The organism is Lentzea sp. NPDC020367, assembly GCF_044387305.1.
Lineage (GTDB): Bacteria > Actinomycetota > Actinomycetes > Mycobacteriales > Pseudonocardiaceae > Lentzea.
On the sequence record NZ_JBIRVV010000001.1, the window covers coordinates 1,079,577 to 1,104,103 of the forward strand.

28 protein-coding genes are annotated in these 24,527 nt (G+C 70.0%); 11 read left to right on the forward strand and 17 right to left on the reverse strand.

Annotation, left to right across the window (positions count from 1 at the left end):
* Positions 1 to 94 precede the first annotated feature (94 nt).
* Entirely contained in the window at positions 95 to 1,234 is a 1,140-nt protein-coding gene (locus ACH413_RS04785) for a nucleotide disphospho-sugar-binding domain-containing protein (protein ID WP_360042569.1), read from the forward strand.
* Positions 1,235 to 1,321: 87 nt separating this feature from the next.
* Here the strand turns inward: ACH413_RS04785 and ACH413_RS04790 are convergent, their stop codons facing one another.
* The 6 genes from ACH413_RS04790 to ACH413_RS04815 all read right to left on the reverse strand — a co-directional run bounded on the left by ACH413_RS04790 (position 1,322) and on the right by ACH413_RS04815 (position 5,486).
* Entirely contained in the window at positions 1,322 to 1,816 is a 495-nt protein-coding gene (locus tag ACH413_RS04790; protein ID WP_360042566.1) for a hypothetical protein, read from the reverse strand.
* A 136-nt stretch (positions 1,817 to 1,952) separates the two neighbouring features.
* Positions 1,953 to 2,363 carry an STAS domain-containing protein gene (locus ACH413_RS04795; RefSeq protein WP_360042563.1) on the reverse strand — a complete coding sequence of 137 codons (411 nt, stop codon included), beginning with the start codon at positions 2,361 to 2,363 and terminating at the stop codon, positions 1,953 to 1,955.
* 111 nt (positions 2,364 to 2,474) lie between these two features.
* Entirely contained in the window at positions 2,475 to 2,894 is a 420-nt protein-coding gene (locus tag ACH413_RS04800; protein ID WP_360042560.1) for an HPF/RaiA family ribosome-associated protein, read from the reverse strand.
* Entirely contained in the window at positions 2,891 to 3,160 is a 270-nt protein-coding gene (locus tag ACH413_RS04805) for a hypothetical protein (protein ID WP_360042558.1), read from the reverse strand. The genes ACH413_RS04800 and ACH413_RS04805 overlap by 4 nt, the downstream gene beginning before the upstream one ends.
* Complete coding sequence (locus ACH413_RS04810) at positions 3,157 to 4,290, reverse strand: glycosyltransferase (RefSeq protein ID WP_360042555.1); 1,134 nt, start codon at positions 4,288 to 4,290, stop codon at positions 3,157 to 3,159. The genes ACH413_RS04805 and ACH413_RS04810 overlap by 4 nt, the downstream gene beginning before the upstream one ends.
* Positions 4,291 to 4,649: 359 nt before the next feature.
* Positions 4,650 to 5,486, reverse strand: coding sequence for an alpha/beta hydrolase (locus ACH413_RS04815; RefSeq protein WP_360042552.1), 837 nt, complete (start codon positions 5,484 to 5,486; stop codon positions 4,650 to 4,652).
* A gap of 191 nt (positions 5,487 to 5,677) precedes the next feature.
* Between ACH413_RS04815 and ACH413_RS04820 the strand changes: the two genes are divergently transcribed.
* Positions 5,678 to 6,262, forward strand: a complete 585-nt coding sequence (locus tag ACH413_RS04820; RefSeq protein WP_360042549.1) for a WHG domain-containing protein — start codon at positions 5,678 to 5,680, stop codon at positions 6,260 to 6,262.
* Positions 6,263 to 6,270: 8 nt separating this feature from the next.
* On the opposite strand, the gene ACH413_RS04825 is transcribed toward ACH413_RS04820, so the two are convergent.
* From ACH413_RS04825 to ACH413_RS04840, 4 genes are read right to left on the reverse strand one after another with little or no spacing between them, the layout of a single operon-like run.
* Positions 6,271 to 6,585 carry an NIPSNAP family protein gene (locus tag ACH413_RS04825; RefSeq protein ID WP_360042546.1) on the reverse strand — a complete coding sequence of 105 codons (315 nt, stop codon included), beginning with the start codon at positions 6,583 to 6,585 and terminating at the stop codon, positions 6,271 to 6,273.
* Positions 6,586 to 6,605: 20 nt separating this feature from the next.
* A complete protein-coding gene (locus ACH413_RS04830; RefSeq protein WP_360042543.1) occupies positions 6,606 to 7,091 on the reverse strand; it encodes a nuclear transport factor 2 family protein in 486 nt (161 codons plus the stop codon).
* A complete protein-coding gene (locus tag ACH413_RS04835) occupies positions 7,088 to 8,845 on the reverse strand; it encodes a CocE/NonD family hydrolase (RefSeq protein ID WP_360042540.1) in 1,758 nt (585 codons plus the stop codon). The genes ACH413_RS04830 and ACH413_RS04835 overlap by 4 nt, the downstream gene beginning before the upstream one ends.
* The gene (locus ACH413_RS04840; RefSeq protein WP_360042537.1) at positions 8,842 to 9,957 is read right to left on the reverse strand and encodes an FAD-dependent monooxygenase; all 1,116 of its coding nucleotides are present in this window, start codon (positions 9,955 to 9,957) and stop codon (positions 8,842 to 8,844) included. Before ACH413_RS04840 ends, ACH413_RS04835 begins: the two co-directional genes overlap by 4 nt.
* A gap of 183 nt (positions 9,958 to 10,140) precedes the next feature.
* Here ACH413_RS04840 and ACH413_RS04845 point away from each other — a divergent pair, with 183 nt between their 5' ends.
* Positions 10,141 to 10,998 carry a LysR family transcriptional regulator gene (locus tag ACH413_RS04845; protein WP_360042534.1) on the forward strand — a complete coding sequence of 286 codons (858 nt, stop codon included), beginning with the start codon at positions 10,141 to 10,143 and terminating at the stop codon, positions 10,996 to 10,998.
* Here ACH413_RS04845 and ACH413_RS04850 read toward each other — a convergent pair.
* From ACH413_RS04850 to ACH413_RS04865, 4 genes are all read right to left on the reverse strand, one after another.
* On the reverse strand, positions 10,988 to 11,611 hold the full coding sequence (locus tag ACH413_RS04850; protein WP_360042531.1) for a DedA family protein: 624 nt from the start codon (positions 11,609 to 11,611) through the stop codon (positions 10,988 to 10,990). The genes ACH413_RS04845 and ACH413_RS04850 overlap by 11 nt on opposite strands.
* A 239-nt stretch (positions 11,612 to 11,850) precedes the next feature.
* On the reverse strand, positions 11,851 to 12,600 hold the full coding sequence (locus ACH413_RS04855) for a glycoside hydrolase (protein WP_360042528.1): 750 nt from the start codon (positions 12,598 to 12,600) through the stop codon (positions 11,851 to 11,853).
* 172 nt (positions 12,601 to 12,772) lie between these two features.
* Entirely contained in the window at positions 12,773 to 13,591 is an 819-nt protein-coding gene (locus ACH413_RS04860) for an SDR family NAD(P)-dependent oxidoreductase (RefSeq protein ID WP_360042525.1), read from the reverse strand.
* 47 nt (positions 13,592 to 13,638) lie between these two features.
* On the reverse strand, positions 13,639 to 14,349 hold the full coding sequence (locus ACH413_RS04865; RefSeq protein ID WP_360042522.1) for a nitroreductase: 711 nt from the start codon (positions 14,347 to 14,349) through the stop codon (positions 13,639 to 13,641).
* 74 nt (positions 14,350 to 14,423) lie between these two features.
* Between ACH413_RS04865 and ACH413_RS04870 the strand changes: the two genes are divergently transcribed.
* Positions 14,424 to 14,930: a helix-turn-helix domain-containing protein gene (locus ACH413_RS04870; protein ID WP_360042519.1), complete on the forward strand. Its 507-nt coding sequence runs from the start codon at positions 14,424 to 14,426 to the stop codon at positions 14,928 to 14,930.
* Here ACH413_RS04870 and ACH413_RS04875 read toward each other — a convergent pair.
* Positions 14,921 to 15,823 carry a hypothetical protein gene (locus ACH413_RS04875; RefSeq protein WP_360042517.1) on the reverse strand — a complete coding sequence of 301 codons (903 nt, stop codon included), beginning with the start codon at positions 15,821 to 15,823 and terminating at the stop codon, positions 14,921 to 14,923. The two genes, ACH413_RS04870 and ACH413_RS04875, sit on opposite strands and share 10 nt — an antisense overlap.
* A 69-nt stretch (positions 15,824 to 15,892) precedes the next feature.
* On the opposite strand from ACH413_RS04875, the gene ACH413_RS04880 reads away from it, so the two are divergent.
* From ACH413_RS04880 to ACH413_RS04905, 6 genes are all read left to right on the forward strand, one after another.
* Positions 15,893 to 16,798 carry an AAA family ATPase gene (locus tag ACH413_RS04880; protein WP_360042514.1) on the forward strand — a complete coding sequence of 302 codons (906 nt, stop codon included), beginning with the start codon at positions 15,893 to 15,895 and terminating at the stop codon, positions 16,796 to 16,798.
* Positions 16,799 to 16,883: 85 nt separating this feature from the next.
* Positions 16,884 to 17,753 (forward strand): helix-turn-helix transcriptional regulator, encoded by an 870-nt coding sequence (locus ACH413_RS04885; protein WP_360042511.1) that lies wholly within the window; start codon positions 16,884 to 16,886, stop codon positions 17,751 to 17,753.
* A gap of 120 nt (positions 17,754 to 17,873) precedes the next feature.
* Positions 17,874 to 18,908 carry a zinc-dependent alcohol dehydrogenase family protein gene (locus ACH413_RS04890; RefSeq protein ID WP_360042508.1) on the forward strand — a complete coding sequence of 345 codons (1,035 nt, stop codon included), beginning with the start codon at positions 17,874 to 17,876 and terminating at the stop codon, positions 18,906 to 18,908.
* Positions 18,905 to 19,279 carry a DUF2255 family protein gene (locus ACH413_RS04895; protein WP_360042505.1) on the forward strand — a complete coding sequence of 125 codons (375 nt, stop codon included), beginning with the start codon at positions 18,905 to 18,907 and terminating at the stop codon, positions 19,277 to 19,279. The genes ACH413_RS04890 and ACH413_RS04895 overlap by 4 nt, the downstream gene beginning before the upstream one ends.
* Positions 19,280 to 19,300: 21 nt before the next feature.
* The gene (locus ACH413_RS04900; protein WP_360042502.1) at positions 19,301 to 20,344 is read left to right on the forward strand and encodes an aldo/keto reductase; all 1,044 of its coding nucleotides are present in this window, start codon (positions 19,301 to 19,303) and stop codon (positions 20,342 to 20,344) included.
* Positions 20,345 to 20,446: 102 nt separating this feature from the next.
* Positions 20,447 to 21,295 (forward strand): hypothetical protein, encoded by an 849-nt coding sequence (locus ACH413_RS04905; RefSeq protein ID WP_360042499.1) that lies wholly within the window; start codon positions 20,447 to 20,449, stop codon positions 21,293 to 21,295.
* A 28-nt stretch (positions 21,296 to 21,323) separates the two neighbouring features.
* Here ACH413_RS04905 and ACH413_RS04910 read toward each other — a convergent pair whose 3' ends face one another.
* Entirely contained in the window at positions 21,324 to 21,800 is a 477-nt protein-coding gene (locus ACH413_RS04910) for a hypothetical protein (RefSeq protein WP_360042496.1), read from the reverse strand.
* A gap of 48 nt (positions 21,801 to 21,848) precedes the next feature.
* Positions 21,849 to 22,511 carry a Type 1 glutamine amidotransferase-like domain-containing protein gene (locus ACH413_RS04915; protein WP_360042494.1) on the reverse strand — a complete coding sequence of 221 codons (663 nt, stop codon included), beginning with the start codon at positions 22,509 to 22,511 and terminating at the stop codon, positions 21,849 to 21,851.
* A 215-nt stretch (positions 22,512 to 22,726) separates the two neighbouring features.
* Between ACH413_RS04915 and ACH413_RS04920 the strand changes: the two genes are divergently transcribed.
* Positions 22,727 to 24,526: an ABC transporter ATP-binding protein gene (locus tag ACH413_RS04920; protein WP_360042491.1), complete on the forward strand. Its 1,800-nt coding sequence runs from the start codon at positions 22,727 to 22,729 to the stop codon at positions 24,524 to 24,526.
* The last annotated feature ends 1 nt before the right edge of the window (position 24,527 follow it).

Sequence of the window (24,527 nt, forward strand, 5' to 3'; positions counted from 1 at the left end):
TTGGTACATCTCGATTGCCAGAAGCCCCACCTTCATGCCCCCATGCTCACGACCAACCCGCACCGTTCGCCAACAGACTCCCAGGGAGGAAGTCGTGCGAGTTCTTTTCTCGTCATCGCCGGGGCTCGGCCACCTGTTTCCGATGATCCCGCTCGCCTGGGCGCTGCGGACCGCGGGTCACGACGTGCTGGTCGCCAGCACCGGTGACGTCGTCGAGCGCGCCGCGCAAGCTGGGCTGCCCGCGGTGGAGGCCGCGCCGGGGCTGGACATGATGAAGTTCTTCGGGACCACAGTGCGGGAGAACGAGCGGTTCGGGGACTTCGCCTCGATCAACGAGCTGTTCGTGGAGGACCCGAGGCGGGCGATGGAGCTCGTCGCGCGGGTGTTCGCCGCGCTCGGCGACCGGCTCACCGAGGGGATGCTCGCCGCCGCCCAGGGTTGGCGGCCGGACCTGGTGGTCTTCGAGCAGATGGACTCCGCGGGCCCGTTCATCGCCGCGAAGCTCGGAATTCCCGCCGTGCAGCACAACTTCGGTTCGGCGCGCGGGACCGACGAGCTCGCGCTGTACGCCAAGTACACCGACGCCTACGACCGGCATGGCGTGACGCGGCCGACCGAGGCCGACGCGATCATCGACATCGCCACCGAGGGGCTCGGCACCCCGCAGATCGGGTGGCCGATGCGCTACGTCGCGTACAACGCGGGCGGGGTGCTGCCGGGGTGGCTGCTTGCCAAGCGGGAACGGCCGAGGGTGTGCGTCACCCTCGGCACCGCGGTCGGCCTGATGTCCGTCGGCGCGCTGGGCCAGATCGTCGAGGCGGCCAAGGAGATCGACGCGGAATTCATCTTCGCGCTCGGCGACTCCGACGTCGCGGAACTGGGCGAGCTGCCGGAGAACGTGCGCCTCGTCGAGTGGATCCCGTTGAACGCCCTGTTGGAGCACTGCGACGCGATCGTGCACCACGGCGGCTCCGGCAGCACCTTCACCTCGCTGGCCGCCGGAGTGCCGCAGTTGCTGCTTCCGCACGCCGCCGACCAGTTCGACAACGCGACACTCGTCCGCGACGCTGGTATCGGCCTGTGGCTCGAAGACGCCACTGTGGACGCTTCGCATCTCACGAAGCTGTTGGAGGACAAGGAGATCAGGGCGGCGTGCGAGCGACTCCGCGCGGAGAACGCCGCACGCCCCCTGCCATCGGAGCTGGTGTCGAAGCTCGTCGCGCTGGTGAGCTGATCCGGCTCGGTGATCTGGGCCTCGACCGAGCTCAGCGCGCCGGAGCGCTGGTAGGCCTTGCGGCCGATATGTGTCAGTCGGACGTATTCAGCCGGACGCCCCGGCCACGGCGGGAGAACGGGCCGGTGAACACCGAGGGGGCGGCGACGGGGGGTCTGAGCGGGGGCGGCAGTTCCAGTCCCTCGACGATTCGTGGGACTCCTTCACCTGCGGGCCATACGAGCGGGACCCCCGCCACTGTCCACTGAGGACGAACAGTGCGCCACCGACCGCCAGCAGCGTTCCGGTCACCGCGACCGTGCGCAGCCACGGCCGGTCGCCGCGCCGGTAGATCTCGCTGTGCCTGCGGGCGTGCCGACAATCGGGCTCGAAGTCCAACCGTCGCCGGGGCATCCGCCCGTCGGCGTCCGGCACCTGCGCTGGCGAGGTGACCCGGGGGAACACCGGGACCGCCTGCGGCGACACGTGCGGCTGACCGCGCTCGTCCCACGCCAGTTCCACGCCGAAGCGCTGATTCGGGTAGCGCAGCTCGCCGAGCAGCACCCGTTCCGCCGCGTCGATGGAGGCGCCGACCTCGCGCAACCATTCGCCAACAGGCTCTGAGAAGCGGTCGGCATCTCCCACGGGCAAACCGATGTGGAAGCGAAGCCTGGAGAAGGAGACGTTCGGCCTGACAGCGGTACCGCGGATGGCCGAGCGGCCGGACCTCGCCGATCCGTCACCGCTGCGTCGCCAGATCGTGGACCACGTCGAACTTGCGGTCCAATCCGGTGAGCCGGAGCGGCCGGAGGACCGCGCGGGTGCGCGCTACCACGATGAACTCGACCTCCGCGGTCACCGTCGTCTCCCACACGGCCATCAGGGTGGCCAGGCCCGCGATGCCGAGGAAGCTGACCGCGGTGAGGTCGGCGATGAGATCCGGGCCCGCCCTGCGGACGTGCTCCTGGAGACGGGTGTGCAGCACCGGACCGCTGCGCGAGTCGACCTCGCCGAGCACCGCGATCACGACGGACCCTCGACGGACGAGCTGCTCTGTGACGGTGAATCGCGCGGTGCCGGGGGATCGGCCCGGTTGGCCGGAGACACTCCGGGCGGTCGCGGGCGCCCTGGGCAGACGGACGGTGCTCACGGGATTCTCCTCGGGGAACCGTGGCGACCGCGGGGTCCGGGCGGGCGGAGGACAGAGAAGCCGCACGTTAGGTATCAGCGGAGTCCGCGCGCAAGCCACGCCGGGGTGCCATCACTCGATCGTGTTGCCATTGGTGCCCGTTCGGCCGTGCTCGGGCACAGTCAGTGCGGGAACGAGCCGCAGCGCGCGGTTGTGGCGCGGTTCGGTTCGCGTCTTGGCCTCGTCGACCTGCCGGATCAGCTCGGTGCGGACCTCGTTGAGCGCGGCCGCCAGATCCGGCTCGGACGAGGTGGCGACGAGGTGCAGGCGGGGAGTGCGGTTGATCCAGCACTCCAGGGTGACTCGCTGCTCGGCGCCGCTGCGGTCCTTCACGCTGATCTCGAGGTCGATCTGGTCGTCGTGGAACGAGCGCAGGCGCGAGCCGAGTGCGGCCAGGCGTTCCACGACCCAGCCGCGTTCGTTCGCGAGAAAGCCGGTGGCGAGGTGCAGCCGGTTGGTGATCACCGCGGTGTCCTCTGGCCGTTCGTTCATCTGTTCACTTGTCCTTTGTGGAGTGTTGCGCGAGGGGGACGGGGTGCGCGGCGCCGCGCCAGTGTCGATTCGGCGCCCTGGTCGCGGTTGAACCACGCGATCGCGTGACGGACACCGGCTTGCCACCTCAGGTCGCCGGTGGCCTGATGGGCGCGGGCGTCGGCGAGCGCCGCGACCTCGTCGGGGTGCTGGTCGAACGCCGGGCGGGGTTCACCGATGCGCCAGCCACCTGCAGAGGTCGGCGAAAGGCGGGACTCGCCGGTCACGTGGCCACCACGACTCGGTCGGCGAGCACGCGCTCCGCCAGACGGCGATACCGGTTCGCGACCGCCGGCCAGCTCAGTGCCGGGGCGAGACGCGCGCAACGCTCGCTCATCCCGGCCGCGAGTCCCGGTTCGGTCAGCACCCGCCGCAACGCCGCGGCGATGGCGGCCGGATCGCGGTGGGGCACCAGCAGCCCGGCGCCGTCCGCCAGCAGCTCGACCGCGTGCGGGAACTCCGTCGCGATCACGGGTGTGCCGGCGGCCACGGCTTCGACGAGCACACCGGACGTGACCTGCTCGGACGAGTCGTAGGGCAGCAGGACGACATCGGCCTGGCCGACCAGCTCCGCCAGCGCGTCGGCCTCGCGGTAGGCCGGGTCGAACTCGACCAGGTCCGCGACGCCGAACGTGGCCGCGCGGTTGCGCAGGTTCCTGCGGTAGATCTCACCCTCGTGCGCCAGCACCTCGGGGTGGGTCTGACCGGCCACCAGGTACCGGGGCTTCAGGTCGCGCAGCGCACCGAGCGCGGAGATACCCCACTCGATGCCCTTCCCGCGGCCCAGCAGACCCCAGGTGAGGATCAACGGCCGGCCGGCGGACGGAGTGCGGGCGGGTGGGGCGACGGGAAGTGCGCCGTGCGGGATCACGACGACCTCATCGGGCCGCTCGACGGAGTAGCCGTCCACGAGCCGCTGCCGCGCGGCCATCGACATGGTCACCACGGCGTCGGCGTGGCCGGCGACCTCCTCGAGAACTCGCCGCTGGCCAGGCGTGGGCGTGCTGAGCACCGTGTGCAGCACGACGATCACCGGCACGCGCAGCCGGGCGAGCACGCCGAGCACGTCCTCGCCGTCGCGGCCGGCGTAGATCCCGTACTCGTGCTGGATCACGGCCACGTCGCAGCGGTTGAGCACCTCGGCCGCGTCCTCGGCCGCGCCGGGCGTCATCTGGTGCACCATCCGGGTTTCCGCGGCGGCGACCGGCTCGTGGTCCGGCTCCGTGAGGACGCGGACCACCCGGCCCGTGCTTCCCGGCGTCACCGCGGTCAGATGGCGCAGCAGAGAAGCGGTGAACGTGGCGAGTCCACATCGCGTGGGCGGATACGTGCTCAGAAAACCGTACGTGCGAACCACGAAGCGGGGCCCTTCGGATTGTCGGAAGCAGACGCTCCACTGTGGACGGGTCAGGCGTGCGCCTGCGGCGTGATGCCGGCGTCACGCCGGGACTCCCGTTCCCCGGCCGGAAAGGCAGCCGGTTCAGCTTTTCGCCGGGTACGACATGGGCTTGACCGCCCACGTACGAGGTGTTCCCGGTGAAATCGACACTACACCAATTCCGAATTGATCAGCAGAATGTGTGTTCAGATTTTTCTGGGCCATCAAATGTCAAGCGGAAATTGTCGTGGGCGCGCAACGCGAGGTGAAACACAAAATTCGTCGGAAAGTAAAATCCATTCTGCTCGGCGGTGGGCCGCTCGGCGGCCGTTGAGCCCCTAGGCGCGCGTCAGCGTCTTGGCCAGGAACGGCAGGGAGAGTGCGAGGACCTCGTCGGGTGTCTGAGCGTGCGGGTAGTGCCCGGCGCCCTCGATGACCGCCAGTTCGCCACGTCCTCGGGGGAGGTCGGCGATGACCTTCTCGCCCTCGGCGCGGGGGTCCGCCCAGTCGGGGTCGGCGCTGCCCATGATGACCAGCACCGGGCAGGTGATGTTGGCCAGCTGCGCACCGGCGTCGGCGGGGCTGGTCTTGCACATGGCCTGGAGGACCTTCATCCGGCCGGGCTCGCGCAGCTTGGCGTCGATGCGGGCGAGTTCGGCGTCCCAGTCGGCGGGCTTGGCCGGCACCGCCAGGTCGAGGTACTTCTTCCAGCTCTCCAGGCTGCCGCCGACCATGACCTTCGCGAGCTGGGTGTAGCCCGCGCGGAAGTGCTTGACGCGCAACAGTCCTGCGAGATCGAGGGACTGCGCGCGCGTGAACGGCGCGAGCTCGATGACGCCGGTGATCACGTCGGGTGCGGTGGCGGCGGCGATGGTCGCGGCGCCACCGCTGATCGACTGGCCGATGATCACGGCCGGGCCACCGAGGTGGCGGGCGACGGCGACCAGGTCGGAAGCGATGTCGGTGCGGGTGTAGCCGTTCCAGCCCAGGCTCGAGTCACCGCAACCGCGGATGTCGACGTTCGCGACCCGGTATCCCCGCGCGGCCAGTGCGGGGGCGAGGAAGCGGTAGGAGTGGCGGCTGTCGCCGATGCCGTGGGCCAGCACGACGAGCGGGCCCTGCCCGGTCACGTCGTAGGCGATGGTGTTTCCGGCGATGTTCAGGTACTCGGTCATGCCGTCCTCCGAAGCGAAAGCTAATCGTGTTAGCCTTAAGCTAAGACGATTAGCTAACCCTGTCAAGGGGCCGCGGTGAACGCCGTCGCGGCGCGCTTGACCGGGCGAGCCTGAGATCGACGGTGCGGGGCCGCCCGCGCGTCCCGGCGAAGTGGTGATCCTGATGCTGACCTTTCCCACGGCGACCGCCCGTGCCTAGGGCGGGCCTCGTTCCGGCCGCGGTCATCGCGGCCGGCGCGCAACTCGCCGACGAGGTCGGCTTCGAAGCGCTGACCATGGGGCTGCTGGCCGAACGGGTCGGCGTGCGCGCTCCCTCGCTCTACCGGCACGTCGAGTCCCTGGACGCCCTCCGTCGCGGCATCGCCCTGCAGGCCCAGCGCGAACTCGGCGAGGTGGCGGCCAGAGCGGCCGTCGGCAAAGCGGGTGCGGACGCGATCCACGCCTTCGCCGACGCCTACCGCCGCTGGGTCATCGCGCACCCCGGTCGCTACACGGCCACCGTTCGCGCACCCGCGGCCGACGACGAGGAAGGCCGCCGCGTCAGTGACGACTCGCTGCGAGCGCTGTTCGCCATCCTCGCCGGACTCGGCCTGCGCGACGCCGACGCGCTCGACGCCGCCCGCGCGCTGCGATCGGCGGTCCACGGCTTCGCGAGCCTGGAGAGCGCCGGTGGCTTCGGTCTGCCCCGTGACGTCGACGACAGCTACCGCGTGCTGATCGAAGTCCTGATCGCGGGACTGGAGCAGAGGGCCGTGCCGCCTGCCGGGAGTCCCTGATCGCTGGATCAGCGGAGACCGGACCCGCGAGTCGGTTCCAGCCGCACCGTGGACTCGGCCCCGCCCAGCAGCGCCGACACCGTGTCGACGACTGTCGCGCACCGAGGGTGGCCGTGGACGGCGTCCAGGACCCGTTCGCGGTCCGCGGCGTCCTCGAAACGCCGGATCCAGACGAAGCTGTCCTCGTCGCCTGCCACGGTGAAGGAGCCGACCACGGTCATGCCCATCTCGCGGTGCAGGGGGATGACGGTCTCGTCCATGTACAGCGCCAGTTCGGTGCCGAGGCCGGCGCGGGCGTGTTCTGTCCGGATCTCGTAGAACATCGAGTTCTCCTCGTCGGCCGTCACGATGGTGGTGCGGAGCGTTGGGCGGCGAGTGCGTAGACGTCCGGGGACCCTTCCCACGGGCAGGAGCGCCGCACGGCCCAGTGGGTGACCAGCCAGCGGCCGCCGAGCCTGTGCAGCTTCAGCTGCCAGTACCCGCGCATGGTGCAGTGGTCGACGACGCCGGGGTCCGCGGGGACGTGGTGGTAGGCGACCACGTGTGCGCGGCACTCGGCGACGTCGCCTGACAGCCGCACCTCCAGGTTGGAGGTGGCGTGATGGGTGCAGTCGAAGCCGGTGAGGGTGCTGCTCGCCAGCGCGACCAGGTCGGTGGCCGCCACGGTGGCCGGTGGTGTGCCGAAGTGGTGGGTGGACAGGTCCAGCAGCACTTCGTCGGCGAGCAGCCGGCGCAGCGCGGCCCAGTCCCTGTCGTCCTGGCTGTGGGCGAGGCCGGTGACCACATCGGCGATGGCCGCGCGGTCGGCCAGTTCTTCGAGCGCGTTCACGCCCGTACCTCCGCGCGCTCGACCAGCGGCAGCACCAGGTGGCTGGGATGCGCCGGTCCGTGGTGGACCCGGTTGACGGCGACGGTCAGGGCGTCCTCGGTGGCGATGGTGCCGCCGGTGTTGGTGTTGCGGTCGTAGCGGGGGAAGTTGCTGCTGGAGACCTCGAGCCGGATGCGGTGTCCCGCGAGGAAGACGTTCGAGGTGACGCCCGTGTCGATGGTCAGTTCGTACACCGTGCCCGGCTCCATGGGCGCCGGGTCGGTGAGGGAGTCGCGGTAGCGGGCGCGCTGGATTCCCTCGCACAGCAGGATCGCCCTGCCGTCGGGATGCACGTCGACGAGTTTGCCGGTGAAGTCGGTGTCCGGCGCCGAACTGGACACGTGGAGCACCAGGGTGACGTGCCCGGTCACCTCGACCGGGTGCTCCATGACGTCGGTGGTGAAGCACAGCACGTCGTCCCGTGCCTCGACCGCGGCCTGGTCGGCCGGACCGGGGTGGTCACCGGACGCGCCGGCCAGCACGGTGCCGCCCAGCGTGGGGACAGGGTGGCGCGGGTCGTAGAGGAAGGTGTCCGTCGCCTCTGCCCGCACGCCGTCGCGTGTCAGGACTCCGTCGCCCGCCGCGGTGTTGGCGCGACCGCCGCCGGCGAGGAAGAAGTCGGTGTAGGCGGTGCCGGGCAGCGGCCAGTCCTCCTCGTCGCGCCACCGGTCGATGCCCATGACGAAGATCCGGACGCGGTGGCGGTCGTCGGGAGCGTCCGTCCGGCCGCGGACCCAGCGGTCGAAGAACCTCAGGTGCTCGTCGGTGACCTCGGCGGCCTTGATGCTGCCCGCGAGGCCGAACGACCGGTCCGGGAACGTGCCCAGGTCGGCGCCGTCGGGGTGCGCCCAGGGACCGACGACGAGCCGCTGGCCGTCACGGGCCGCGGCGCTGCCGCCGTGCTCGCGCATCATCTGGTACGACCGGATGGTCTCGCCGATGAACACGTCGTACCAGCCGCCGATCTGGAGTGCCGGGACGGTGATGCCGCCGCAGTGGCCGATCGGGGCGACCTCCCGCCAGAACGCGTCGTGTTCAGGATGGCCGAGCACGTCACCGAACCATGGAAGGTTGCGTGTCACGGCGTCCCGCCCGGACAGCGGCAACGGATCGTGCAACAGCCGAGGATCGTCCACACTGGACAGGAGCTGCCGCGCGTCGGCAGGGTCGCCGCGGCCGTCGGCGAGATCGCGGCGCAGGTTGCGCAGTGCGGAAAGCGTGCTCCACGTGAGCAGGGTGTCCTGGGACAACGCGCCGCCGGGCGAGTACCACGGCGCGCGGTACAGGTCGGCGGAACTCATCACGGGTGCGATCGCGCGCAGCGCCGGTGAGGCGTGCACGGCGGCGAGCCATTGTGTGAAGCCCATGTAGGAACCGCCCCACATGCCGACCGTGCCGTCACACCACGGTTGCCCGGTCAGCCACGTCAAGGTGTCGGCACCATCTCGGCTTTCGTGAACGCCCGGCACGAACGTCCCGGATGATCGGGAGGTCCCGCGCACGTCCTGTGCCACCACCGCGTATCCGGCCGCCACGAACGCGAACACGTCCGGCAGCTTCGGGTTGCCGTACGTTCCGGCGTCGTCCTTGCCGTAGGGAGTGCGAATCAGCAGAACGGGGAAGGGACCTGGACCTTCTGGTAGCCACACGTTCGTGGCGAGGGCGATGCCGTCGCGCATCGGCACGGTCACGTCCACGTCGACGGAGAACCTCATGCCCGCACCTGGACCTGGCCGGCGTTCTGGGGCGTGATCATCCAGTGGCTGAACGCGGCGTAGTGCCGCGCGAACTCCTGTGGCGTGGGAGCGTGCTCAACCGCCGCGGACAGTTCCGCGACGCGCGCGTACCGCGGAATCCGGTCGGCCTGGTAGGCGGCCAGTGCGGTGGGCACGTCGCCGGTCACGGCGAGCATGTCGCCGAGCAGCGCGGCGTCCTCGATGCCGAGCGTCGCACCGGCGGTGATGTGCGGCGACATCGCGTGCGCCGCGTCTCCGGCCAGCGCGACCCGTGCGGAGACCCAGTGCGGCAGCGGCGGTACGAGCATGATCTGGTTGTGCAGGATCAGCTCTTCCGGCGTCGCGCCGATCAGCCGGGCCAGAACGCCCTCCTGGCCGTCCTCCAGGTGGAGGGTGCGCTCCAACGCCTGCTGCTTGCGGGTACCGGTCAGCGGTGGTGACTTGAACTGGTTCACCAGCCAGTAGACGCTGCCGTCGTAGGTGCGCACGTACCCACCGCGGCACCCGTTGGCGCCCAGGATCAGCCGGTTCCCCTCGACGTCGATGCCGTCGGCCGGAACGACCGCGCGCCAGACCTGATGGCCGCGGTGTTCCTGTGCCGGACTGCCCGGTACCAGTCGCGAGCGCACCGCCGAGTACGCCCCGTCCGCTCCGACGAGCACGTCGGCCTCCGTGCTGCCACCGTCGGTCGACTGGACGGTGACGCCGTCAGCGTGTTCCTCGTAGCCGCGGAAACCCGTGCCGAGGCGGATGTTCTCGCGTCCCACGGCATCGGCGAGCAGATCGGTCAGCTTCGCGCGGTGCACCAACAGGTACCGGTGGTCCTCGACACCGAACTCGGGGGTCTCGAGCAGACGCCCGGAGGGGTCGTGGAAGTACATCTCGCTGGGTTTGCCGATGGCGCGCACCTGCTGGCCGACGCCCAGCTCGTCGAACGCCGCCAGCGCGTTCGCCCAGAGTCCGAGTCCGGCTCCGGCCGCGCGGATCTCCTGCGCCTGCTCGCAGATCACCACGTCGAACCCCGCCCGGCGCAGGGCGATTCCCGTCGTCAGCCCGACGATTCCGGCGCCGATCACCACAGCTCGCGTCACTGTCGTTCCCTCGTCATGTGCTTGTCCTCCAACGATTTCTTCCTGTTCCCGACAGTAGGAGCAGCACCGGATTAACTCCAGTGCAACTCTGGCAAGGAAGAATTGCGGATGTGATAATCGGCGGGTGGACTACATCGATCTGAATCTGATCGAGGCGTTGGACGCTTGCTCGCCGAGAACAGCGTGACCAAGGCGGCCGCCCGGCTGCACACCTCGGCGCCCGCGATGAGCCGTGCCCTGGCCCGGTTGCGCCGGACCTTCGACGACCCGCTGCTGGTGCGGGCGGGGCGTGATCTCGTGCCCACCCCGCGGGCGCTGGAACTGCGCGGCGAGGTGCACGCGATCGCGACCAGAGCCCGAGCGCTGTTCGCGCCGTCCACCACCGCCGATCCGCGAACCGCGGTGCGCATGTTCGACCTTCAGGTCACCGACATGCTCTCCACGACCTTCATCCCCTCGCTCATCGACGACCTGCGCGAGCAGGCGCCCGGCATCTCGTTGCGCCTGCGGCCGGAGAGCCTCGAGGACACCCCCGCCCTGCGAGAGGGCCTGGTGGACCTGGAGATCGGCAGCATCCGTCCCGGCGACTCGGAGATCCACTCGGAAGCGCTCGTCACCGAGACGCTGATCGCCGCGGTGCGTCCAGGCCATCCACTCGCGAAGGCGAAGACCGTGACGCCGCAACGGTTCGCCGCCGCCGACCACATCGTCGTGTCGCGGCGCGGCCGGGCCAGGGGTCCGATCGACGAACAGCTGGCAGAGAGGGGACTGAGCCGACGGGTGGTGGCCGTGGTGCCCACGTTCGCGAGCGCGCTGTTCCTCGCCTCGGAGACCGATGTCGTCTGCATCGCCCCGGCCAGGCTGGCGCAGCGGATGCTGGACACGTTGGGGCTCCGTGCGTTCCCGATCCCTCTCGCACTGCCGTCGGTGACTGTCGGCATGGCGTGGCATCCACGCAACCACCACGACCGCACGCACCGACTGCTGCGCGAACGCGCCCGTCACATCATGGCCATCGCCGCCGAGGGCGTCAGTCGGTGACGGCGCCCTGTGCGGCGGGGCTCCCGCGGTGGTGCAGGCGGCGCACGACCTCGATGAACCCGGTCACCACGAACGCGAGACCGACGCCGACGGCGATCGCCAGGAGCGTGTTCTCCTGGAACAGAACGCCGCCGAGGTAGCCGGTGAGCGCGGTGTAGGTGCTCCAGGAAGCGGTGGCGAACGCGACGAACAGCACGTACCTGCCGAGCGGGAAGCCGACGAGCCCGGTGGACAGGGTGGCCAGGTAACGCCCGACCGGGATGAAGCGCGTGGTCACCAGGACGAAGCCGCCGCGGGCGTCGAGTTCACGGGTGAACCAGTCGTGCGCCGCGCGGCGTTTGGTGCCAGGCGGGAGACGCTTGAGCAGGCGAGTGCCGAACAGGCGTCCTGCCGCGTACGGGACCAGGTCGCCGAGGAAGGCGCCGAGCGTCGTGGCGGCGATGACGAGCACGATGCCGGTCTGCCCGGTCGCGGCGTAGACGCCCGCGACGATCACGACGGGCTCACTCGGGATCAGGGGGAGGAAGGAGTCCAGGAAGGACACCGCGATCAGCACGGCGTACAGCCACGGCGAGGAGATGAGCGACTCGGCGAGCCCCATCCAGTCGATCACGAATGATCCTTTCGTGAATGGTCGTGAGCTACGACGACGATCGCCGATGTGCGCGCGTTGATTTTCGAACACGAAATCGTGCTTTTCTGGCGCCGCCTGGTAATGGCGACCGCCATGAGGTTTCCCTTTGAAACTAGGCAGGGAGCGAGGTGGCGACAAGTGCGTTCTCGGCAATGACGTGTTCGCCCTGGCGCAATCGGGGCGGTCATCAGGTCACCGCCGCCACCTGCTCCGCCCGCTCAGCCGCTGACCGAGGCCGAGAAGTTGTCGACCGCCAGGCCGACGCCACCGTTCCACGGCTCGAACCCGGCCTGGATGCTGGTCAGGTACCAGGAGTTCGTGATCGCACCGCGGGCGCGCACGTCGTTGACGAAGTCGAGCACGCTGAACGACCAGGAGTTGATCGGTGATGGCACGACGTAGGAGATGACGTTGTTGGAACCGTTGCTGCCGCGCCACACCTGCCAGCTGCGTCCGCCGACGTTCGCCGTGCCGACCGCGCTGCCGATGGGCTGGATCGAGCCCTGGCGGTTGAACCAGATCATGATCTCCATCTGGTTCACGCCGTTGGTCTTCGGCGTGGGATCGAGCCAGATGTCGTAGGAGGCGTTGTAGGTGCCGCCGCTGTAGCGGTAGTTGATGGACGACGTGGCGCTGCGGATTCGGCTGACCTGCATCGGCAGGGTGGAGCCGGGGGAGCAGTTCGTGTAGTGGCAGCCGAGGAAGGCCGACGGGTAGGACACCGGCGCTCCGTTGGTCGGGGACGAGCCCTGCTGGCTGGTGATCTGAAAGCCGGACGACGTGACGTTGATGCACTGCTGGGCCGAGGTGCCCCACCGGTTGTTCTGCACCACGTAACGGCCCTGGATGGTGGTTGATCCGTACTGGTCGCAGATGGTCACGTCGGCGTGAGCAGGCCCCGCTGTCGCGACGAAGGTGCTCGCCACCAGCAAGCCGGCGGCAGCCACTGCGCGGATGGTTTTTCGCATGACAACTCCAATGACAGGGTTATGGGAGCGCTCCCAGGGTATCGTCGAATGCGTGCGTGCAGTGCCGCGGAATAAAAGCGGCTGGTCATGCGCGGCTTTTTTGGTCAGGCGAGCCGTCGAATGCAGAGTCGAATCGACGGAAATGCTCGGCCGGGAAGGTGCGTGAGGGAGATCAGCCCTGCCGGTCGCGGTTCACGAGCTTGCGCTGGGTCCGGCGGCCTTGCGCCACCATGAACGGAATCGCGCGCAGCCCGAAGCGCGGGAACGTGTCGGCCAGCCTGGCCAGTGCACCGCGCCACCGCGGGAGGGCGGTGACCGGTTTCGGCTTGTCCAGCACGGCCGCGACCGCGGCGGCGACGTCGGCGGGCTGGAGCAACGTGCCGGAGAACGACAGCGCGGCCGCCGGATCTTCGAGCTTGTCGTAGAGCATCGGCGTCCAGATGCCGTCCGGGCAGACGCACGAGATGGCGATGTCCTGGACGCCCGCCTGGCGGAGATCGGCGAGGGTGCTGAGGCTGAAGCCGATGGCCGCGTGCTTGGAGGCGGCGTACACCGCTTCGCCCACGACGGCCGTGATGCCCGCGAGGGACACGACGTTCACGACGTGCCCGCCGCCGTGGCCGCGCATGGCCTGGATCGCGGCGACCGTTCCGTTGATGGTCCCCAGGGCGTTGACCTCGACCATCAGCCTGCGGGTGGCGGCGTCCTGCTCCCACGCGGGCCCGGTCACCAGAACCCCCGCGTTGTTGACCCAGACGTCGAGCCGGCCCGCACGGGCGACGATGTCGTCGCGCGCCGCCTGCACGGCCGCGTCGTCGCGCACGTCGAGCACTCGCGCGATCGCGCCGATCTCGGTGGCCGTCGCGGTCGCGGTGGCCTCGTCGACGTCGGTGACCAGCACCGTGTAGCCGCGTTCGACCAGCATCCGCGCGACCAGCTTGCCCACACCGCGCCCGGCACCGGTCACGACCGCGCCTGCTTTCGCCGTCATGGCAGGAGTATCGCGCCCTTTCGTGCTGTCGATCTACCCCGGCGACGTCAGGCGGAGTGCCACGTCACGGCGGTGTCGATGTCCGCGCGAGTGGTGCGGAAGCCGTTGGCCGGATGCGTCGCGTCGGGGTAGCCGAACGAGACTCCGACGACGACGCGCCGGGAGTCCGGAAGTCCGAAGTGGTCCCGCAGGAAGCCGGAGTACCCCGCGAGCGCGGCCTGGGGCGCCGTGGCGAGGCCGAGGCTCTGTGCGGCCAGCAGGAACGAGTTGAGGTAGAGGCCGCAGTTGATCGCGCCGTAGACGCCGAGGTCGGCCTCGGTGGTGATGATCGCGACGTGCGGTGCGTCGAACAGCTCGAAGTTGCGCAGCATCTGCCGGGCCGTGCCCTGGTGATCGCCGCGTTCGATGCCGAGGCTGGTGTAGAGCTGCTTGCCGCACTCCCGCCGGCGTTCCTGGTAGACGCCCGTGTACCGGGTGGGAAAGGGGAAGTCCGGCTGGCCGGGAGTGGTCCGCAGGTGCTCGAGCAGCCGAGTGCGCATCCGGTCCGTCGCGGCGCCTTCGGTGACGATCACGTGCCACGGCTGGGTGTTGCACCAGGACGGGGTGCGCTGGGCGAGTGCGAGCACCTGCTCGATGGTGTCCCTCGGAACCGGCTCGGGCAGGAACTGGCGGCAGGTCCACCTCTCGTCGAGCAGTCGGCGCAGCGCCTCGTGCGGGTCTGGGGGCGTGACGGCGGCCGCGCTCACGGGAACCTCCAAGGTGGTCTCTTTTCGAGACTGACGCTAACACGAAGCGGTCTCGAAAAGAGACCATCTTCGGTAGGGTCGGGGGCATGCGGTACGAACAGCTCGCCGACCTGCCCTGCTCGATCACCCGCCCGCTGGTGGTGCTGGGGGACAGGTGGACGTTGCTGATCTTGAAGGAGGCGTTCGCGGGCGTGCGGCGCTTCAACGCGTTCCAGGGCAACCTGGGCATTCCGCGCAGCCGCCTGCAGGACCGGCTCGGACGGCTGGTGGATCACGGAATCCTGGTGCGGCAGCAGGCGGTCGACGGGGACCACGCCGAGTACCGGCTCAGCCGCAAGGGGCACGACCTCTACCCGATCCTGATGGCGATCAAGGACTGGGGCGACGCCCACATGGCGCCTGACGGGCCGCCGGTGCACTACCGGCACCGCGACTGCGCCGGCGAGGCACGGGTCACCCTGGCGTGCGACTGCTGCGGAGAACGAATGACGGCGCACGACGTCCTGCCCGAGGCCGGTCCCGGTCTGCTGGCCCAGGTCGACGCGGGCGCAAAGGGCACCGAAAGCCTGGTCGAGCAGCCGGCCTACGAGTAGTCGATGTCCAGGTTGGCGAAGGCCTTGGACTTGAACAGCGCCTTGCCGTCCTTCTTGAACGGGTTGCCGCAGTTGACGAACACGATGTTCGCCAGTTCCGGACAGTCCAGCAGCGCCTCGACGTTCGCGATCCTCTTCGAGTTCAGGACGGTCAGCTGGACCAGGCCGGGCAGCGCCTGGAACACGGTGCAGTCGATCTCGGCGCGGATCCCGTTGAGGCGCACCGCTTCCAGCGTCGGGATCGCGGCGAGCCGGGCCACCGCGAAGTCGCGTCCGGTGCCGGCGATCTCCAGCACGCGCAGCGGCGCCACCAGGTGGTCGACGAAGTCGACGTTCTTCAGGTCCACCAGCTCGAGGTGCCGCAGCGCCGGGAGGCCCTCGAGCTGACGCAGCACCGCGTCGTCGCCGGTCACGTTGGTGCGGAGGAACTCGAGCGGCGGCAGCGGGTCGACCACCTGGGGCAACCGCGGCGTGGTGTGGGAGCTGACCCACATCAGCGCCCGCAGCCCCGGCACGGCGGTGTCCGCGAGCGGGACCGAGGGGACCTGGCCGTCGTCGTTGCCGATCACGAGCGACCTCAGCGCGGGGGACGTCAGATGTGCCACGAGCGGCGCGGGCAATGTCAGCGACTCCAGGTTCACCAGGTCCGGCAGGTAGGCGGGCAGCACCGCCCTCCGCAGCTGCGCCGCCGTCGGGCACAGGGCCAGGCTGCGGATCCGCGCCATGTCCTCAGGCCGCGGCGAGCGTCCCCACGGGATCCGGACGGCGCCGTCCTCCGTGTAGTGGTCGCACTCGGTGGCGTTGCCGACGCAGAAGACCCCGTCACCGTCGATCGGGCCGAGGTACCGCGCGCGGCTCGAGCCGAAGAGGTCGACACCCGTCCTGCCGGGCATCATCCGGCCTCCCGTCTCCTGGCAGCCTCGTCAGGCTTGATCGGCTCACCATCCTGCCTGGGGGGAACAGTGCACCGTTTCGCGGCCAGTCCTGCCCTCGCGCGGCTCGAGTGGATTCTCGACGGCCTGGACGGGAGACCCGGCTGGGGAGCTGACGCGTCCGACGTGCTCGCGCCCGCGTTCACCGCCGTCGTCACGCCCGAGAGGTACGTCGAGGTCACCCGCGGTCGAGCTGCCGGCTACGCGCCGGTCGTCGTGGTCGGTCTCGACGTCGGCGAGACCACCGCGCGGGCGCGGATCCGCCGTCACGACGGCTCCGTTGACGTCGTTTCCTGCGTCGTCGAGGCCACGCGGCCGCATCGAATCGCCACGACGTGGGTCGCCGGACTCGTGCCGACCGATCTGACGCCGAGGTTGCCGGCCGATTTCACCGGCCACGACCTGCCTTCCGCCGCCGCGGACGCTCGGCTGGTCGTGTTCTCCGGGGTGCCCGGCAGCGGGAAGAGCACCCTGGCCGACGCGGCCGGCGCCGAGCTGGGGATCCCGGTCTTCGCCACCGACTGGCTGCTCGGCGCGCTGACCCCGTTCGGCGGTCGTCACTTCGAGGCTCCGCTGGAGATGGCCGAAGAGGTGCTGACCACGCTCGCTCTCCGGCAACTCGTCGCCGGACAGTCCGTCATCCTCGATCATCCGACCGAACGGGTCGCGACCAGGGAGCGCTGGCGCAGCCTGGCCCGCGGGACCGGTGCGGAGTTCCGCGTGGTGGTGTGCCACTGCTCCGACCCGCGAGTGCACCGGGCCAGGCTCGAAGACCGCAGCCGCGGCATCGCCGGCTGGCACGACTCGGGCGACTGGCACACCGTGCGGCAGCGACTGGCGAGCTTTCCCCCGTGGGCAGGGGAGACGCTCTCACTGGACACCGTTCAGCCACGTGAGCGGTCCCTCGCCGCGGTCATGCGGCACATCACCGCCTGACGGCGTCAGCCCGCTCGTCCACGCGGTGCCCATCGGGGTAACGACAGACCCTCCCTCTTTCCGGCAGGGCGCCTACGCTGGGGTTATGGGCCAGATCGACCACCGCGCCGAGGTCCGCGAGTTCCTCCGCTCGCGGCGGGCGCGCATCACGCCCGAGCAGGCCGGGCTGCCCGCGTACGGCGGCAACCGGCGGGTCACGGGGCTGCGCCGCGAAGAGGTGGCGATGCTCGCCGGGGTGTCCATCGACTACTACGTGCGCATGGAACGCGGGAACCTCTCCGGCGCGTCGGACGGCGTGCTGGACGGAGTGGCCCGCGCGCTGCAGTTCGACGAGGCAGAACGCGAGCACCTCTTCGCACTGGCCAAGGCGGCGGAACCGGGCGAGCGCCGCCGCCGCACGCCTCCGACGACGGTGCGTCCCGTCGTGCAGCAGGTGCTGGACGCGATCACCGACGCCCCTGCCTGGGTGCGCAACGGCCGGCACGACATCGTGGCGACGAACCGCCTGGGCCGGGCTCTCTACGCCCCGGTGCTGGCGGATCCACGCCGTCCGGCCAACACGACGCGGTTCGTCTACCTCGACCCGGCCGCGCGGGAGTTCTTCGTCGACTGGGACCGCGTCGCCAACGACGCCGCCGCGATGCTGCGGCTGGAGGCCGGGCGCAACCCGCACGACCGCAAGCTGATCGAGCTGGTCGGTGAGCTGTCGACCCGCAGCGACGTCTTCCGCTCGCGCTGGGCGTCGCACGACGTGCAGTACCACCGCAGTGGCCAGAAGCGGCTGCGCCACCCGGTCGTCGGGCAGCTCGACCTGAGCTTCGAGTCGATGGAACTGCCCTCCGAGCCAGGCCTGACCCTCAACGTCTACACCGCGGCGGCGGGCACCCCGGACGCGGACGGTCTCCGGATGCTCGCGAGCTGGGCCGCCACCCAGGACGTCGAGACCACCTCCTGAGGGGTTCTGCCGGTACCGGTGAAGGCAGGCACTGCCGCGCGCCCGGCCGTCGGCGTTTGATCGAAACAGACCAGGGAAGCCGCCCGAGAGCGGCCGACCGACCACGACAGGAAGAGGCTCATGAAGGCGACGTTGATCTACGGTGCCGGCGACGTGCGAGTGGAGACCGTGCCGGATCCGAAGCTGCACGAACCCACTGACGCGATCGTGCGCGTGCTCCGTTCCTGCGTGTGCGGCAGCGACCTGTGGCCGTATCAGGCCAAGCCGGCACAGGAGCACGGCGACCGGATCGGCCACGAGTTCCTCGGTGTCGTCGAGGAGACCGGCTCCGACGTCACCGGCCTGAAGGCGGGCGACGTGGTGGTGGCGCCGTTCGTGTGGGCGGACAACACCTGCGACTTCTGCCGCGAGGGCCTGCAGACCTCCTGCCGGCACGGCGGGGGATGGGGCGCTCCGGGTGTCGACGGCGGCCAGGGCGAGGCCGTGCGCGTGCCGCAGGCCGCGGGCACGCTGGTCAAGCTGCCTGTCGGTGAGGACTCCGCCCTGCTGCCTTCACTGCTCACGTTGTCGGACGTGTTCCCGACCGGCCACCACTGCGCCGTCACCGCCGGCGTGAACCCCCGCACCACCGTCACGGTGATCGGGGACGGAGCCGTCGGACTGTCCGCCGTGCTGGCGGCCAAGCGCCTCGGTGCTGAGCAGATCATCCTGATGGGCCGCCACACCGACCGCACCGATCTCGGCCGCGACTTCGGCGCCACCGACGTCGTCGCCGAACGCGGTCAGGAAGGCGTCGAACGGGTCCGGGAGCTCACCGGCGGCGACGGCACCCACGTGGTGCTGGAGTGCGTGGGCCTCAAGCCCGCGATCGAGACCGCGTTCGGCATCGTGCGCAACGGCGGCACCGTCAGCCGCGTCGGCGTGCCGCAGTACCCGGACGTGCCCGCGGACTTCGGCGTGTTCTTCCGCAACATCACCCTCACCGGCGGGGTCGCACCCGCGCGCGCCTACATCGAGGAGCTCCTGCCCGACATCCTCGACGGCCGGATCGAACCCGGCCGCGTCTTCGACCGCACCGTCGCGCTCGACGACGTCGCCTCCGGCTACCAGGCGATGGCCGACCGCACCGCGCTGAAGGTCCTCATCCAGCCATGACCACCTGGACCTCGGAAGAACTCGACAAGATCGGCGCCGCCGAAGAACTGCAGCTCGCCTCACTGCGCAAGGACGACACGCTGCGGCCGTACGTGACCATGTGGGTCGTCCGCGCCGGTGACGACCTCTACGTGCGCAGCGCCCACGGCCCGGACAACCCCTGGTACCGCAACGCCACGGCGGCGGGAGCCGGACGCGTCCGGGCAGGCGGAGTTGAGCGCGACGTCACCTTCGCCGACGCGGCCCCGGACGTGCACGCCGGCGTCGACGAGGCCTATCACGCCAAGTACGACCGCTACGGGCCCGCCATCGTCGGCACCGTCGTCGGCGCCGAGGCGATCCCGGTGACCATCCGCCTCCTCCCGCGCTGAGAATCCAGAAAGGACAGATCTGTGGAGCAGCGACCGCTGGGACGCACGGGCGTCTCGGTCAGCACCCTGTGCCTGGGCACCATGATGTTCGGTGACTGGGGCACCAAGGACCACGACGAGAGCATCAAGACCATCCACCGGGCGTTGGACGCCGGCATCACGTTCGTCGACACCGCCGACGTCTACTCGCAGGGCGAATCCGAGGTCATCGTCGGCAAAGCCCTCAAGGGCCGCCGCGACGACATCGTGCTCGCCACGAAGTTCTTCATGCCCATGGACGACGACCCCAACCACCGCGGCGCGTCCCGCCGCTGGATCACGACCGCGGTCGAGAACTCGTTGCGGCGCCTGGACGTCGACCACATCGACCTCTACCAGATGCACCGCTGGGACCCGTCGGTCGACCTGGACGAGACCCTGGGCGCCCTCACCGACCTGGTCCGCGCGGGCAAGATCCTCTACTTCGGACACTCCACGTTCCCGGCGTCCACGATCGTCGAGGCGCAGCACACCGCCCGTGACCGCGGCCGCGAGCGGTTCGTCACCGAGCAGCCCACCTACTCGATCCTCACCCGCGGCATCGAGAACGAGGTGCTACCCGTCTGCCAGCGCTACGGCATGGGCGTGCTGTCCTACAGCCCGCTCGCCGGCGGCTGGCTCACCGGCCGATACCGCGAAGACGACCAGACCGGCCCGACGTCACCGGCCCGCAAGCGGCTGGCGAACCGGTTCGACCTGGCGCTGCCCGAGAACCAGCGCAAGCTCGACGCCGCCGCCGGGCTGGCCCGGCTCGCCGACGAGGCGGGCATCAGCCTGATCCAGATGGCGATCGCCTTCGTCCTGCGCCACCCGGCCATCACGAGCGCGATCATCGGCCCGCGCACCCTGGACCACCTGGAGTCGCAGCTCGCCGCGGCCGACGTCACGCTGCCCGACGACGTCCTGGACAGGATCGACCAGATCGTGGCACCCGGCGTCACCCTCAACCCCGCCGACAACGGCTGGGCCAGCCCGTCACTGCAGCCGGCCGCCCGCCGCCGTCAGGAGCACCCGAGCGGGTCGTGACGGCGGCAGGGACGGCCTTGTCGACGCTGGTGAGGTGCTGGGTCAGCCGTCCTCGACGGGGACGTTGAAAGCGCCACGGACACCACCTGACACAATGGACGAATGGCACTGGGTTACGTCCTCGCTGTGCTGGCGACCCTGGCGTCAGGCAGTGGCTCGATCCTGGAGTCGATGGGTGTCCGGCGTGCCGGCGCGTACGGCGGAAGGTCCCTCGACCTCATCGCTCTCCGGCGTCAGTGGCTGTACTTCCTCGGCCTCGGGGTCGACATGCTGGGGTTCGCCGCCGCCGCCGCGGCGTTGCATCGGCTCCCGTTGTTCCTCGTCCAGTCGATGCTCGCGTTCAGCGTCGGCGTGACCGCCACGATCAGCGCCTTCATGGGCTCCCGCCTGCGTGCGCAGGGATGGGTCGCGCTGGCCGTCGGCGCGATGGGCCTGGTGCTGCTGGGCGTGTCCGCGGAGCCGGGCCCCGCGCAGACGCTGCCGACGCAATGGCGCTGGATCCTCGTGGCCGCGGCGATCCCGGTGGCGGTGATCGCCATCTACGCCCGGCGCCACAAGCACGTCTGGGCGTCGGTGGCACTGGCCTTCGGCGCCGGTATCGCCTACAGCGTCGTCGGCATCTCGGCACGGACGCTCGAGCTGCCGGACACCGCGTGGCGACTCGTCCTGGAACCGGCGGCCTGGTCCATCGTCGTCAACGGACTCATCGCGGCGGTGCTGTTCGCCATGGCGCTGCAGAAGGGTGGCCCGACCGGGGTCACCGCGATCATGTTCACCACCAACACGGCGCTGTCGTCCTTCGTCGGACTGATCTACCTCGACGACCACGTCCGCGAGGGATACGTGACCGCCGCGGCCATCGGGTTCGTCCTGGCGATCGTCGGAGCGATCGCCGTCGCCCACTACGCGGCCGACACCCGGCAGAAGGATCTCGCGACGACGCCGGTCTGAGGCCGTCGCAAACCGCTCTTGAACGCTCTCAGGACCTGCTCGGCCGGCCCAGGTGCCTGCCGATCCGGTCGAACTCGGCCGACATCTGCGGGGACGCGAGGAAGTCGTCCAGGCGCGCGGAGACCTCGTAGTCGACCGCTTCCAGCGACCGGATCGCCAGTTGCACGACGAACTCGGGGTCGTGGTCGACGAGGAAGCCGGTCCAGTGCTCCAGGGCCTCCAGCGCCCAGAGCACCTGCGGGTCCATGTCGCCGTCGGACAGCGTGCCCTCGTCGATCGTGTCCAGCCACGCCCGGAGCCGGTCGGGCGTGCTGCCCGCCGGATCCGTGCGCGCCTGTTCGAACGCCTGCCGGGCGTCGTCGTCGAACTCGGCGCCCGCCGCGTCCGTGAGGTCGTCGCCCGTGGTCAGCAGGACCACGGTCTCCGCGCCGAACCGGTGGCGCTGCTCGTCGCCGGCGGCTGTGACCAGTTCGCGGACGGCCTGTTCCACCTCGTTGTAGTGCACGGCGTCATCCAACCAGCCCGGCGTCAGCCTCGAACGAGTCCTCCGCGGCTACGAGGGGAACGACCTCCAGTGCCCCTCGGAGACGACCTCGACGGTGCCGCCGGTCACCTTGATGGCCGTCTGGTCGTCGATCGCGTACGCCGGACCCGCGATCTCGGCGGCCCATCTCTCGGCACAGGCCATGGTGTTGTCCGGCTCGAGACCCAGGTGCGGGAAGATCGAGAAATCGACGATCCCGAGGGTGCTGTCGCCCCCACCGGGTGACGTCCAGTCGACGAACTCGTCACCGACTCGGGGGGTCATCACCATGCTCCCGGCGCTGAGCCCCACCCAGACGGTGTCCCGCAGCGAAGGCAGGAGGTCCGCCAGCCCGGACTGCCGCATCCAGTGGCACAGGTACATCGCGTCGCCGCCGGCCACCAGCAGGACGTCGGCCTCCCGCACCCAGGAGACCCACCGGTCTTCGCCGACGCTGGGCAACGCCGTCAGTTCCAGGACGCCCAGCGACTTCCACCCCAGGTCGCACATCGGTAGTGGCGTGTCGCCGGTGATGAAGCGCCAGGCCGAGGCCGGCCCGCCCCAGGGGCTGCCGTACGTCGCAGTGGGGATGCACAGCGCACTGGAGTCCGCGATCGGCCTGCCGAGCAGGTCGACCAGCGCGTCGCGGATGCTCGGGTTCGTGACTCCTGCGGACGTGAGAAGAAGCCTCACGCTTGCCTCCTGCACGTGGTCGTCGCTCTGCTCGAGAGTCGTGAGATCGGGTCCATGGGAAGACGGACTGGAGCCAGCGGCGAAACTCATCGCCGAGGCGGCCCCGAGCCTCGCACGCACATCGGCCGGCCCGCGTCCAGGCGGTGATATTCGATCGCTGCGACCCGGTCCTCTGCGGGAGCATGAGGAAGCCGACGTGTCCGGAGGGGGGTGGGATGGTCGTGCCAGGATCGGAAAGGCCTGTCCGCAAGAACGCGGTGCCGCTCGCACTGCGGCTGTACGGAAAAGAACTGCGGCGCCACGGATTCATGTCCGTGTGCGCACTCGTGTTCCCCGCCCTGGGCGTCACGTGCGCGCTCTATCTCGCGCCGTTGGCGGTGGGTGGGCTCGTGGGAAGGCTTGCGGGTGGTGGCGGCACGAGCATCGCAGCCGTCCTGCCGTACGTGCTGGCCTTCGGCGGTTTCATGCTGCTCTCGGAACTGTTGTGGCGCATCGGCCTGCACTGCCTCAACCGCGTGGACGGCCGCGGGATCGAGAACCTGTCCGCCCTCGCGATGGACGAACTGCTGGGGAAGGACGCGGCGTTCTTCCACGACAACTTCGCCGGGTCGCTCACCAAACGGGTGCTGGGCTTCGCGTTCCGCTTCGAGGACTTCGTGGACTCGCTGGCGTTCAAGATCTTCGCCAACCTCATCCCGCTGGGCTTCGCGAGCGTCGTGCTCTGGAGCTACCACCCGATGCTCGTCGCGGTGCTGGTCGGCCTGATCCTGGTCACGGGATGTGTGGTCGCGCCGCTCATCCGCCACCGCCAGCGGCTGGTCGACCAGCGCGAGGCCGCCATCGCCCAGGTGTCCGGGCACGTCTCGGACACGCTCACGAACATGGAGACGGTGCGGGCGTTCGCCGCCGAGCGGCGCGAGGGCGCGGAACACCGGACCCGTGCCGCCAAGCAGCGAACGCTGGCACTGCGGTCGTGGGACTACAACAACCTGCGCATCGACACCGTGATCGCGCCGCTGTCCGTGCTCACCAACGTGCTCGGCCTCGTGGTCGCGATCGGGGTCAGCGACGGGCTCGGCGTGGAGGCGATCGTGGTGACGTTCGCCTACTTCGGGAACGCGACGCGGATCATGTTCGAGTTCAACCAGATCTACCGGCAGGTGGAGAGCGCGCTCACCGAGGCGGCCCAGTTCACCGAACTGCTGCTCGACCCGCCGACCGTGCTCGACCTGTCGCACCCGGAACCGTTGCGCGTGAAGGACTCCCAGGTCCGGTTCGAGAACGTCGTGTTCACGCACGGCGGCGCCGAGCCGCTGTTCGACGGGCTCGACCTGGACATCCCCGCGGGCACGCGGATAGGGCTCGTCGGCCGCTCCGGCGGCGGCAAGACCACGCTCACCCGGCTGCTCCTGCGGCTGATGGACGTCGATCGGGGCCGCGTCCTCATCGGCGGCCAGGACATCGCCCGCCTGAGTCAGGCCGACCTGCGCGGCCTGATCGGGTACGTGCCCCAGGACCCGGCCATGTTCCACCGGACGCTGCGCGAGAACATCGCGTTCGCACGGCCAGGCGCGACCGACGCCGAGATCCACCGCGCCGCGCAGGCCGCGCACGTGACGGAGTTCGTGGACGCGCTGCCCGACGGGTTCGACACGATGGTCGGCGAACGCGGCATCAAACTGTCGGGCGGACAGCGGCAACGGGTCGCGCTGGCCCGCGCCATCCTGCGCGACGCGCCGATCCTGCTGCTGGACGAGGCGACCAGCGCGCTGGACTCGGAGAGCGAGGTGCTGGTCCAGGAGGCGCTGTGGCGGCTCATGGAGGGCCGCACCGCGATCGTCGTGGCACACCGGCTGAGCACGGTCGTGCGGATGGACCGGCTGATCGTGCTCGACCGGGGCCGGATCGTCGAACAGGGCACCCACGCGGAACTGCTCGACGCCGAGGGGATGTACGCGAAGCTGTGGCGGCACCAGTCCGGCGGCTTCCTCGACGAGGCGGTCAGCACTCGTTGAG